The organism is Kribbella sp. (genome assembly GCF_035687465.1).
GTDB lineage: Bacteria > Actinomycetota > Actinomycetes > Propionibacteriales > Kribbellaceae > Kribbella.
On the sequence record NZ_DASRXP010000349.1, the window covers coordinates 1 to 11,686 of the forward strand.

Below are 11,686 nucleotides of genomic sequence, written 5' to 3' on the forward strand. Positions count from 1 at the left end.
CGCGTGCCGCCCCAGGGTCACGGTCTCCGCCCCCTCGGTCCGCCGGCCGATCTGGGTGGTGCGCAGGGACGTGCCGCGGTAGTACTCCTTCAGCCCGAAGGACAGGCCGAGCGCGTCCGGGAGGAGCACCTGGGTGAGGACGCTACGCGTGTCCCAGGTGTTCCAGCCCTGGGCGAGGTCGGTCTGGATCCGGTCGTATGCCGCTTTGCTCTCGGTCGTCATCTTTCCTTCAGGTAGTGAGGTTTTGACGTCAGTAGCCCTTGATCTCCGGCCAGGCCAGCTCGACTCCGTCCCGTACCAGCTCGTCCTGGAAGGCGGCGAGCAGGCGTTCGGTCTCGTGCACCTGATGCGGTTCCAGGCCGCCGTCCAGGCAGTGGGCCGCCAGGGATCCGGCCACCTCGCCGACGTTCCACTCGACCGGGTGCAGTCGGTAGCAGCCGTTCGTGATGTGCGTGGTGCCCATGTTCTTGCCCGCGGGCAAGAGGTTCCGCAGCCGAACCGGGATGAGCGCACCAAGAGGAATCTGGAAAGGACACGAGGCAACATCGATATAGGTGTCGCCGCCGGTCGACGGGTGCAGGTCGATGCGGTACATCCCGATACCGACCGAGTCCGGATACGGTACGGCGCCGTGCTCGCCCCGGACCGCGAGCGACAGGTCCTGCTCGACGATCGTGCGCCTGGCCTGAATCCGGCGGGACTCACGAATGTAGGGCGCCTTGGCCAGGCCGTCGTCCGTCCCCATCACATCGCCACGCAGCCGCAGGCCGGGCCAGCCGGTACCGCCGTCGGGACGCGGGGCTTCGGTCTGCAGCCAATAGAGCATGCTGAGACTGAGATCCCGAGCTCCCTCCAGATGCTTGGCCTGCTCCGCCTCACTGACGTCGATGATCGACCCGGGCAGGTAGTCGATCATCGGCCAGTTCACGATCGTGACGTCGCTGGCGGCGAAGCCCGGGCGCAGTACCCGGCGGGAGAGGATCCGACGGAAGGCCCACAGGTCCTTGTCGCCCGGGTCCTTGCTCTGGTCGGCGACGACGAGTCCAGAGTCGACGTTGGGGACGAAGCTGCGCTCGACGGATGCGAGTGTCCGCGGGTCGGGAGCGGTCAGGCTCAGCAACGGACCCGACCAGCCCGGCGGTTGGTAGCGCACCCATTCGGAGTAGCTCGCCGGCTTGTCGATGGTGTGGTCCTGACCGGCCAGGTGATCCACGGCGAAGACCCAGGAGAACGCCTGCATGTTGTCGGGCTGGGCCTCTTCCGGCGCGCTGGGCTCACCGGTCTGAGCGCGCGATTCGAACCCGGTCACGTACTCCGCGCCAGCGAGCGGAAGGAGATCACCCAACTCGGTGGCGTCGATGACGAACTCGGCAGTGATACCGCGAAGACGACCCTCCCGGTCGGCGACGGTGACACCAGTAATCCGGTCGCCGTCCACCGTGGCGCTCATCGGTCGGTGGCCGTACCAGACCTGGAGCAACCCAGCAGACGTGTACGGCGCAAGCATGGCCTCGAGGACGGCCGCCGCAACCCGCGGTTCGTGGCACAGCCGGCTCACCCGGCCCTCGCCTGGATTGAGGTCCTGGCGACCGCGAGCCTCGTCGACGAGCGGGTACCACGTCCGGTAGTACGAACGAATCGCCTCACGGAGGGCGCGATACGTGCGCGTGCAGCCGAACTGCTCGATCCACGGATGCTCGTCCGGCGGGACTCCCTGGCTGGTCAGCTGGCCACCGAGCCAGTCGGTCTCCTCGGTGAGCAGCACCGACCGGCCCCGCCGCAGCGCTGCCAGCGCGGCCGCGACACCACCCAGTCCGCCGCCGACCACGAGCACCTCAGTCTTCACCCGTTACCTCCGCTTGTTGTGTTGTCGTTCAGCTCGAGCGCCGCGTCCAGCAGACTGCGGGTGTACTCGTGCTGCGGTGCGCCGAGGACCTCGGTCGCCGGCCCCTCCTCGACCAGTACGCCGCGGCGCATGACCGCGATCCGATCGGCGATCTGGTGCACCACACCCAGGTCGTGGGAGATGAAAAGCATCGACAGGTGGTGGCGGCGCTGGAGATCGACCAGTAGCCGGAGGATCTGCGCCTGCACCGAGACATCCAGGGCAGACACCGCCTCGTCGCACACCAGTAGCCGTGGCCGTACGGCGAGTGCCCGGGCGATGCTGACCCGCTGGCACTGCCCGCCGGACAACTCACCCGCCCGGTGCCGGGCAACGCTCGCGTCGAGCCCGACGTCGCCGAGCAACTCGTGCAGGGCGGCGATCCGGTCGCCGGGCGGAGCCGCCTCGGGATGAGTACGCCACGCCTCGTCGACGATCGCCGCGACGGTCATCCGCGGGTTCAACGACGATCGCGGGTCCTGAAACACCATCTGTACTGCGCGTTGCAGCGACGCGGGACGCCGTCCGATCGACCCGAGTGGTTCGCCGTCGAACAGCACCTCACCGGAGTCGGGCCGGACCAGGCCGACGATCGCCCGGGCCACAGTGGTCTTCCCCGATCCCGACTCGCCGACCAGCCCGACGGTCTCGTTCGATCCGACATCGAGGCTGACCCCATCCACCGCGACGAACCGCTTCCGGGAACGGCCGAAGCCGACCTGGAGGTCACGTACCTGCAGCATCAGCCCACCAACTCCTCGGCGAAGTGACACGCGGTCCAGCGGCCGGGCGAGACTTCCCGGACGGCGGGCTGCTCAGTACGACAGCGCTCGCGGGCCACCGGACACCGCGGATGAAAGGCGCATCCCGGCGGGCGGTTCGCCGGTGTGGCCGGCGTCCCCGGTAGTGGGTGCGCCAACGCGGTCCGGGTTCGTACTGCGGGCACGCTGTCGACCAGGGCCCGGGTATATGGATGAGCCGGTTTGCTCAGTACCGCTGCGGTGGGGCCACGTTCGGCGACACGACCGGCGTACATGACCACCACCTGGTGGGCCACGTGCGCGACGACGCGCAGGTCGTGACTGACCAGCAGCATCGCGAGTCCTTCGTCCTGCTGGATGTCGCGCAGCAGTCGCAGGATGCGCGCCTGCACGGTGACGTCCAGCGCAGTGGTGGGCTCGTCGGCGAGCAACAATGCCGGGCTGCCGGCCAGGGCGAGGGCGATCATGACGCGCTGCCGCATCCCGCCGGAGAACTGGTGCGGGTAGTTGCCCAGCCGGCCCGCCGGGTCCGGGATCCCTGCCTGTTCGAAGAGTTCGAGCACCCGACGACGGACCTCGCCCGACGGCCGCCCGGCGCGGCGGAGGATCTCACCCACCTGCCGGCCGACCGTCTGGGTCGGGTTGAGCGCGGCCAGCGGATCCTGGAAGATCATCGCGATCTCGTGCCCACGCAACCGCCGGCGCCGGGCGGCCGGCACCTGCAGCAGGTCCTCGTTCCGCCAGCGCAGCTCGCCGCCGAGCGTGGCCCCCTCGGGGAGCAGGCCGATCACCGCGTTCGCGGTCATCGTCTTGCCGCTGCCCGACTCACCGATGAGCCCCACAGTGGTCGCGGGTGGGATGTCGAACGACACCTCGTCCACCACGCGGAGTCGCCCGGCCGGGCCGGGCAGGTCGACGACCAGCCCGGCCACCTCGAGCGAGGAGGCCGCGGCCACCTCCACCGCGCTCCGGGTACCGATCATGAGCCGTTGACCTGCACCTTGGAGAACTCCGGCAGGCCGTTCGGGTCGGGCGTGAAACCGGTCAGACGCTTGTTCCAGGCATAGGCGTACTTGACCGCCATCGGGAACATGCCGACCGCGTCCTGCCAGATGATCTTGCCGGCGTCGCCGTACAGCCTCGTCCGCTCCTTCTCGTCCGGGGTGGCGGCTGCCGCGCTGAGCAGCTTGTCGAGCTCCGGGTTGCAGTAGCCGTTGCGCTTGGCCTTGCAGGTGTACAGGCGGCCGAGCGTGTTCGCGGCGTCGAACGTCGGGTTGGACAGCTGCTGGAAGTTGATGTCCCAGTTCAACGCCAGCAGGTCCTTGGTGAACACCGCCTGCTCCTTCTCCAGCAGGTCGACCTGAACGCCGATCTTCTGCAGATCGGAGACGATCGCCTGGTTGAACGGGCGGAACTCCGCGTTGGCGAACTGCAGTCGCAGCTTGCTGGAGAAGTCGAAACCGGCGGCGGTCAGCGCGGCCTTGGCGGCGGCCGGGTCATAGGCGATCGGCTGCTGCTGGGTATAGCCGAGAGTGATCGGCGACACGGGCGAATCGGACAGGCTGCCGGTCTGCGGGTACAGCTGCTTGATGATCGTCGGGAAGTCGACGGCCTGCCACAGCGCCCGCCGGATCGCGGCCTCCTTCAGAGCCGGCGTACCTGAGTTGAACCACATGGTGAACACCGCGGTACTCGGCACCGTCTGGACCGTGAGGGTGGTGTCGCCCTGCAGCTGTGAGAGCTGATCGTCCGGGATGCCCCAGACCAGATCCACTTCACCGGTGCGAACGGCGGTCAGCCGGGCCGCGAGCTCCGGCACCGTCCGGAAGGTCACCTTGTCCAGCTTGGGTTTGCCACCGTAGTAGTCCGGGTTGGGCACCACCGTGACCGTCCCGGACGGGTCGAACTTCTCCAGCTTGAACGGTCCCGAACCGACCGGGTTCTTGAAGAACTCCGTGCCCTCGCCGGTGAGCGTCTTCGGCAGTACGTAGAAGACGGCCAGTTTGCCCGGCACTGCCGCGTCCGACTTCGTTGCCTTCAGCACCACCTGGGTGTCCGACGGCGCCGTCATCGTGTAGCCGGTGAAGTTGGCCGCGTTGGTGGGCTTGAGCTCCATCATCCGGTTGAAGGACGCCACCACATCGGCGGCGGTCAACGCCGTACCGTCGCTGAACTTCACGCCTTGGCGCAGCGTGAAGGTCCACTCCGACGCGGTGCTGTTGGCCTTCCACTCGGTGGCGAGATCACCTTCGAGCGTGCCGTCCTGACGCGGCCGGACCAGGCGGCTGAAGAGCTCCTGCGCGATCAGCTGGGTCCCGGTGCTGGCCCCGCCGGAGGGGCTGGCCGGGTCGAGGCTCTGGATCGGGTAGGTGCCGGCGACGGTGATCTCGCCGGAGCCGGCATCGCCGCCGCTGCTGGTCGCGCCACACCCGGTCAGCGCCAGCGACGCCGCGAGCGCCAGGCCCACCGCCGCGCGCCAAGGTGTTCGTGAAACAGGGGATCTGGTCATCGGAGCCTTCCTGTCTGCCCGCGTCCGTAGCGGGCGGTGAGTTGATCGCCGAGGATCCCGATGTTGATGATCAGCAGCGACAGTGCGAAGCCAGGCAGGGCAGAGATCCACCAGGCGGTCGCGAGATATTGCTTGCCATTGGCAATGGTCTGGCCCCACGACACCGCGGAGTTGGGCAGACCGATGCCCAGAAAACTGAGGCCGGCTTCGGCCAGCACGACGAGGGCGAACTCGAGCGTCGCCAGCGCCACCACCGGTCCGATCGTGAAAGGCAGGATGTGCCGCACCAGGATGGACCGGCGCGGTACGCCGAGCACCCGCGCGGCGTCGACCCAGGCCCGCTCCCGCACCGACAACGCCGTACTGCGGGTGACCCGCGCGAACGAGATCCACGCGGTGGCGGACAGGGCGATCACCACCACGAGAACACTGCGCTGGAAGGAGCCCGCGATCACGATCGCCAGCAGGATCGCGGGAAAGGCGAGCAGGATGTCGATGCCGCGGGACAGGACGGTGTCGAGCCAGCCGCGGAAGTAACCGGCCACGGTACCGATGGCGGTGCCGACGACGCTGGACACCAGGACCGTCGAAACGCCGATCAGGACCGAGGTCCGGGCGCCGTAGACGAGCTGCGCGAGGACGTCGCGGCCGAGGCCGTCGGTCCCCAGCCAGGCGGTCCCGCCCGAGGACACCCGCGACCCCGGGGCGAGGAGGCGATCGTCGAGGATGGTGAGCACGGGGTTGTAGTCGATCACCAGCGGCCCGACGATGGCGACCGCGCCGTACACGGCGAGCACGACGTACGGGATGCGGCCCAGCCACCGCATGGCGGTGCCCCTGCGCCGTACGGCTGCCAGCGGGACAGCGGAGGCGGTCATGCCGCATCACCGTCCACCCGGATGCGCGGATCGAGCTGGGAGTAGGCGAGATCGGCCACCAGGTTGAACGCCATCACGATGCCGGCGACCAGGAAGGTGGCGGCCTGCACCACGGTGTAATCGCGGTTCGCGACCGCGTCCACCACCAGCGTGCCGACGCCGGGCCAAGCGAAGACGTTCTCCACCACGACCGCACCACCCATCAGGCCGCCCATGTGCAGACCGACGATCGTCACCACCGGGATGAGCGAGTTCCGCAGCGAGTGACCGAGCAGTACTTGCCGTTCGGTCAGACCTTTGGACCGGGCGGTCTGGATGTACGGCTCGCGCATCGTCTCGGCGACGCTGCTCCGGGTCAGTCGGGCCACCGTGGCAGTGAAAGGCAGCGCCAGCGTGACCGCCGGCAGGATCAGATGTTGGGGCGTTCCGGCGCCCGCGCTGGGCAGCAGCCGCAGGCTCAGCGCGAAGATGAGGATGAACATGATGCCGATCCAGAACGTCGGGAACGACTGCAAAGCGATCGTGCAGGCGGACACCACCCGATCGAGCGCACCGCCGGGCCGCCCGCCGGCCAGCAGACCGAGCCCGAGGCCGATGACGACGGCGATGGTGGTGGAGGCGAGCATCAGCTCGGCGGTGGCCGGCAGCCGCTCGAAGACCTCTGCCATCGCGGGCCGGTTGAACAGGTACGAGTCGCCGAACCGCAACCGGACCACGTCCCCGAGATAGTGCACGTACTGCACCACCAGCGGCTGGTCGAGTCCCAGTCTCGCGGTCAGCTCGCGGACCTGTTCCGGCTCCGCATCCGGACCGAGCAGCAGCGACGCCGGGTCGCCGGGAGCGACCCGGACGATGACGAAGATGAGTGAGGCGGCACCCCACATCACGAAGACGCCGACCAGCAGCCGCTTGACGATGACCCGGATCATGGCTTGCTCCTCGGCGGACCCAGCGTGGTGCCTTCCGTCAGCGGGCACTCCACGCTCTCGGTGCGGGCAGGCGCATCGGGCGTCTCCAGCAGACTCACCAGCAGGCGGGTGGCCCGTCTGCCCATCTGCTCGCGTGGGACGACGAGACCGGTCCACGGTGTGCCGGGACGACGCGCGCCGATGGAATCACCCAGTACGACGATGCTCAGGTCGTCCGGGACCGACAAACCTTGGCGCTCCGCGGATGCGAGGAGCTCCTCGGCCAGCAGATCCTGTTCGGCCACGACGCCGGTGATTCCGCTGGTGTGGATCTCCGCCATCAGGCCGTCGACCTCATCGATGGACTTGAGCGTCCACACCGGAGCCATCAGCCGGCGACCGTCCCGGAAGCCCCGCTCACGATCACGGCTGGGCTGTGCTTCACCTTCGCCGAGACGGGCATACGCGACGCGTTCATGCCCCTCCTGGTACAGCCGCTCGGTGAGTTGCCGGGTCGCGCCGGCGTAGTCGGCAGCGACGTAGGACACCGGCGCTCCGGAGACCTCCTGATGTCCCACGTAGACGAAGGGATAGCCGGAGTCGCGCAGTTGCTCGATCTCCTCGAGGTTCGGGGTGCGGCCGAGCAGCAGCGCGCCGTCCGCGAGAGACAGCCGGGTCGACCCTTCGCGGAAGATCCCCCGCTCGTTGGCCGTACTGGTGAACAGCAGCAGGTCGTACCCGAGCTCGGCGGCCTCCTGCTCCATCCCGAGCAGGAACGGGAAGTAGAAGTCGACGCTGGTGGTCGGGAAGACCGGTTCGAACGTGTACACCCCGAGGATGTTGTTCCGGCCCCCGGCCAGGGACCGGGCCGACGCGTTGGCGACGTACCCCCACTCGCGCATCACGGCGAGGACGCGTTCGCGGGTCGACGGAGAGATCCGTACGCCGGAGTCGCGCTCGTTGAGCACCAGGGACACGGTGGCCTGGCTGACCCCGGCCAGGCGCGCGATGTCGGCCTGGGTGGGCCGCTTCACCGGTCCGCGGTTCATCCGTCGCCTCCCTGCTAATACGTGCTAGCACTTGTGAACGCCGAGTTTCGCGTGCAGATCGAATCTGTGTCAATAGCAAGGGAATCAGAGGTTGCCGCGTAACCGATTCGAAATGCTAATACCCATTAGCCTCTGGTATCAGGGCGAGATCGTCGATAGCGTCCGGCGCATGTCACTGAGTCCGTTGCCGGACAGCCACATCACCGGTGGGTTCTGGGCCGCCCGCCTGGCCTCCAACCGGGCCGCGATCCCGGTCGGCTATCAGCGGCTGGTCGAAGCGGGGAACATCGGCAACCTGCGGATCGCCGCTGGAGAGACAGCCGGTACGGCGGAAGGCGGCAGCTTCCGGGACTCCGATGTGTACAAGTGGATCGAGGCCGCCGCCTGGGAGTACCTGCGGGAGCCGGACGACTGGCTGATCGAGCGACTGCGCGAGGTCACCCGCACGATCACCGCGGCACAAGACGACGACGGATACCTCAACTCGGCCATCCAGGTCCGCGGCGAGGAACGCTACGCACAGCTGTGGATGAGCCACGAGCTGTACTGCGCAGGGCACCTGTTCCAGGCGGCCACGGCAACCGCTCGAGCGACTGGTGACACCAGCCTGCTCGGCGTCGCCACCCGGTTCGCCGACCACCTGGCCAAGACGTTCGGACCGGGGCTACGCCCAGAGCTGGAAGGGCATCCCGCGGTCGAGATGGGTCTCGTCGACCTCTACCGGCAGACCGGCGAGCCGCGCTATCTGGAGCTGGCCCGGTACTTCGTCGACGCGCGCGGCCACGGCCACGCTTCCAAGCCGGGATTCGATCCCTCCCAGTACGGCAACCCCGCCCACTATGCCGACCGGGTTCCGGTCCGTGAGGCAAACACAGTGGAAGGGCACGCGGTCCGCGCCGTGTACTTCGCCGCCGGCGCCACGGATGTCGCCATCGAGACCGGTGACCCGGAACTACTCGCCGCCCTGCGCACGCAGTACGACTCGATGCGCCGGCAGAAACAACATGTCACTGGCGCAGTCGGGTCCAGGTGGGATGGTGAGGCGTTCGGCGACCTGGATGAGTTGCCACCGGACCGAGCGTACGCCGAGACGTGCGCTGCGATCGGAGCACTGCAATGGGCGTGGCGGTTGCTGCTGGCAACTGGCGAGTCCTGGTATGCCGACCAGCTCGAACTCCTGCTCTACAACGCGATTCTGCCCGGAGTGTCCCTGACCGGCACCGACTTCTTCTACGTCAACACCCTGCATCGCCGTACCGGCGCGAGAGGTGACGTGCAACGCTCTCCCGCGCATGGGCGCCGACCGTGGTTCAACTGCGCCTGCTGTCCGCCGAACGTGATGCGGACGTTGGCCAGCCTTCCGGCGTACCTGGCCACCAGCACAGACGACGGGCTGCAGGTCCATCAGTACGCCGCCAGTTCGCTCCGCGCCGGAGGCTTCGCGATCGATGTCGAAACCGCCTACCCGTGGGAAGGCCGGATTACCGCGACCGTCCGGGAGGCCCCTGACAGCGAGGCGGAACTGGCACTCCGCGTCCCCGAGTGGGCTGTTGGAGCCTGCCTGGATGGCGAGCCCGTTCCGGCAGGGGCGTACGCCCGCGTGCGACGGGTGTTCCGGATCGGTGAGCGGGTCACGCTCGACCTTCCGATGGAAGCGCGACTGCTGGTCTCCAGCGAGCGCGTAGACGCCACGCGTGGCTGCGTCACGGTCGCGCGCGGCCCGCTGATCTACGCGATCGAGCAACCTGACCAGGCTGCCGGCGTCACCCTCGAAGACCTCCGGATCGACCCAACAATGCCACTGCGCGCGGAACACCTGCCGGACCTACTCGACGGAGTCACTGCGCTCCACACAACAGGGGTCGTGACGACACCGACCGACTCGGCCTACCGCCCGTACGGCGAACAGGCACCGCCGGGCGCGCCAACCGCTATCACCCTCATCCCGTACTACGCCTGGGCCAACCGTGGCCCTCACGCCATGCGGGTCTGGATCCCCACTAGTTGAGAATCGCGCCGTTCTTCACGAGCACAGCGCGAAGGTCATCGACCTCAACGTCGGCAGGCGGTCGGCCGGACGAGACCGAAATTGCCGCGGCTGTTCCGGCCGCCTGCCCCATCGCCATGCACTGCGCCATCGACCGGACGGAAGCATGCGCGTCATGGGTGGCTGACAGACACCGCCCGGCCACGACGAGACCCTCTACGTCCTGCGGTAGCAGGCAGCGGTAGGGCACGCCGTAAGTCGATCCGGTCGGGTCACCACCGACGTACTTCCAGATCGTTGCCGAGCCGGCGGCATGGTCCTCGATGGGTGCACCGCACTGGGCGATCTCGTCGGGGAAACGGCGAGCGGACAAGACGTCGTCACGGGTCAGCACATACTGGCCGATCAGGCGCCGGCTCTCCCGCACACCGATGCGGGTCGAGACGTTCAGCAGGTAGGCGTCCGCATACCCGGGAACGCGCGCCTTCAGGAAACGCACGTACTCCGCCACCTGCCGACGGCCTTCACGCTCGGCCTCCGACAACTCCCACGGATCAAGGGGGTTGACGTCGCTCACGCGAGTCATGTTCGTATGGACCACACCCGGTAGCACCGTCCGATGGGCCGACCCCTCGGAGCGCGGCAGTGCGAACTCCCCTGACTCGGCCGCTTCCCGCATCAGTCTGTGCAGTTCCTTGGTAGGCGTAGCGGCGAGGTCGACGCTGCCCAGCCGGAAGGTGGCGGTCAAAGGCTGCACCCGCTGCTCGCCGTCTGGACGTTCCATCGCTGCGCCGGCCCGCCAGGCCAGCTCAGCATCACCACTAGCATCCACGAACACAGCCGCGACGATCCGGCCGCTCCCAGCCTTGGTCTCGACCACGATCTCGGTGATCCGGCTGCCGACCATCACCACGCGGCTGACTGTTGCGTGGAGCAACGTCTCGACTCCGGCCTCATCGGTCAGCCCATCCCAGGCCAGCTTCAGCGCTTCAGGCTCGTACGTCACCCCAGTGCCGGCGCCGTAGGTGTTGGGGCGCTCGAACGCCTGGTCCCACGAGAAGAGCCGCTCGCAAAGTTCCCAGCCGATCCCGCCGACGACGCGCTCGGGTCGCCCGGGTGCATAGAAGCCGTAGAACGTATCGAGCACCGCGGCACCCGTCCCACCCAGGAAGCCGGCCGCCTCGACGAGCAGGGTCCGCGCGCCCGAACGAGCCGCGGCCACCGCGGCCGAGCACCCGGCCGATCCCCCTCCGACGACCACCACGTCGCCGCTCCACAGGAGACTCATCGCAGGTGCCACCCTCCGTCGACCGGGATGACCGCCCCTGTCGTACGCCGGGCTGCCGCGGAAAGCAGCCACAGCACGACATCGGCCACCTCTTGCGGTGTGCAGGCCGTACCACCGAGGGGCATCAGGTCCGGTAGCCGATTGGTGATGTCCGGCGAACTCAGTGCGCGCTGGGCCATCGGCGTGTCCACGAGTCCGGCGGCGACGAGATTGACGCGGACGCCGGCGGGAGCCGCGTCGTACGCGGCCGATCGGACCAGGGGGACGAGCGCGCCTTTGGCGCTCGCGTAGGCGACGGTGCGGAAGTCGCGGTCGAGCGAGGTGGCGAGTGCGGAGCCGATGATCACGATCGACCCGCCGTCGGCGACCCTCGTGATCGATGCCCTGAGCAACCGAAAGGCCGATTCGTGGTTCACCCGAT

At 68.3% G+C, this 11,686-nt stretch carries 11 protein-coding genes; 1 reads left to right on the plus strand and 10 read right to left on the minus strand.

Translation table 11 applies throughout. From position 1 onward, the window contains the following. From VFG33_RS18325 to VFG33_RS18360, 8 genes are all read right to left on the minus strand, one after another. Positions 1-222: hypothetical protein (locus VFG33_RS18325; RefSeq protein WP_325054108.1), on the minus strand; the 222-nt coding region annotated here is incomplete at its 3' end. Positions 223-250: 28 nt separating this feature from the next. Next, on the minus strand, positions 251-1,846 hold the full coding sequence (locus VFG33_RS18330) for an FAD-dependent oxidoreductase (protein ID WP_325054109.1): 1,596 nt from the start codon (positions 1,844-1,846) through the stop codon (positions 251-253). After that, positions 1,843-2,628 (minus strand): ABC transporter ATP-binding protein, encoded by a 786-nt coding sequence (locus tag VFG33_RS18335; protein ID WP_325054110.1) that lies wholly within the window; start codon positions 2,626-2,628, stop codon positions 1,843-1,845. Before VFG33_RS18335 ends, VFG33_RS18330 begins: the two co-directional genes overlap by 4 nt. After that, positions 2,628-3,629 carry an ABC transporter ATP-binding protein gene (locus VFG33_RS18340; protein WP_325054111.1) on the minus strand — a complete coding sequence of 334 codons (1,002 nt, stop codon included), beginning with the start codon at positions 3,627-3,629 and terminating at the stop codon, positions 2,628-2,630. Before VFG33_RS18340 ends, VFG33_RS18335 begins: the two co-directional genes overlap by 1 nt. Continuing rightward, positions 3,626-5,155, minus strand: a complete 1,530-nt coding sequence (locus tag VFG33_RS18345) for an ABC transporter substrate-binding protein (protein WP_325054112.1) — start codon at positions 5,153-5,155, stop codon at positions 3,626-3,628. The genes VFG33_RS18340 and VFG33_RS18345 overlap by 4 nt, the downstream gene beginning before the upstream one ends. Next, on the minus strand, positions 5,152-6,033 hold the full coding sequence (locus tag VFG33_RS18350; RefSeq protein WP_325054113.1) for an ABC transporter permease: 882 nt from the start codon (positions 6,031-6,033) through the stop codon (positions 5,152-5,154). Before VFG33_RS18350 ends, VFG33_RS18345 begins: the two co-directional genes overlap by 4 nt. After that, positions 6,030-6,962 (minus strand): ABC transporter permease, encoded by a 933-nt coding sequence (locus VFG33_RS18355; RefSeq protein ID WP_325054114.1) that lies wholly within the window; start codon positions 6,960-6,962, stop codon positions 6,030-6,032. The genes VFG33_RS18350 and VFG33_RS18355 overlap by 4 nt, the downstream gene beginning before the upstream one ends. Further along, entirely contained in the window at positions 6,959-7,990 is a 1,032-nt protein-coding gene (locus tag VFG33_RS18360) for a LacI family DNA-binding transcriptional regulator (RefSeq protein ID WP_325054115.1), read from the minus strand. Before VFG33_RS18360 ends, VFG33_RS18355 begins: the two co-directional genes overlap by 4 nt. Positions 7,991-8,159: 169 nt before the next feature. On the opposite strand from VFG33_RS18360, the gene VFG33_RS18365 reads away from it, so the two are divergent. Beyond that, positions 8,160-9,998 carry a glycoside hydrolase family 127 protein gene (locus VFG33_RS18365; protein WP_325054116.1) on the plus strand — a complete coding sequence of 613 codons (1,839 nt, stop codon included), beginning with the start codon at positions 8,160-8,162 and terminating at the stop codon, positions 9,996-9,998. Here the strand turns inward: VFG33_RS18365 and VFG33_RS18370 are convergent. Next, on the minus strand, positions 9,991-11,265 hold the full coding sequence (locus VFG33_RS18370) for an FAD-dependent oxidoreductase (protein ID WP_325054117.1): 1,275 nt from the start codon (positions 11,263-11,265) through the stop codon (positions 9,991-9,993). The two genes, VFG33_RS18365 and VFG33_RS18370, sit on opposite strands and share 8 nt — an antisense overlap. Further along, a partial coding sequence (locus VFG33_RS18375) for an SDR family oxidoreductase (RefSeq protein ID WP_325054118.1) occupies positions 11,262-11,686 on the minus strand: 425 nt, incomplete at its 5' end. The genes VFG33_RS18370 and VFG33_RS18375, both read right to left, overlap by 4 nt.

Excerpts from the sequence above, each read along its gene's own strand:
- VFG33_RS18335 (WP_325054110.1), bottom strand. The coding sequence starts at position 2,628 with ATGCTGCAGGTACGTGACCTCCAGGTCGGCTTCGGCCGTTCCCGGAAG.
- VFG33_RS18340 (WP_325054111.1), bottom strand. The coding sequence starts at position 3,629 with ATGATCGGTACCCGGAGCGCGGTGGAGGTGGCCGCGGCCTCCTCGCTC.
- VFG33_RS18345 (WP_325054112.1), bottom strand. The coding sequence starts at position 5,155 with ATGACCAGATCCCCTGTTTCACGAACACCTTGGCGCGCGGCGGTGGGC.
- VFG33_RS18350 (WP_325054113.1), bottom strand. The coding sequence starts at position 6,033 with ATGACCGCCTCCGCTGTCCCGCTGGCAGCCGTACGGCGCAGGGGCACC.
- VFG33_RS18355 (WP_325054114.1), bottom strand. The coding sequence starts at position 6,962 with ATGATCCGGGTCATCGTCAAGCGGCTGCTGGTCGGCGTCTTCGTGATG.
- VFG33_RS18360 (WP_325054115.1), bottom strand. The coding sequence starts at position 7,990 with ATGAACCGCGGACCGGTGAAGCGGCCCACCCAGGCCGACATCGCGCGC.
- VFG33_RS18365 (WP_325054116.1), top strand. The coding sequence starts at position 8,160 with ATGTCACTGAGTCCGTTGCCGGACAGCCACATCACCGGTGGGTTCTGG.
- VFG33_RS18370 (WP_325054117.1), bottom strand. The coding sequence starts at position 11,265 with ATGAGTCTCCTGTGGAGCGGCGACGTGGTGGTCGTCGGAGGGGGATCG.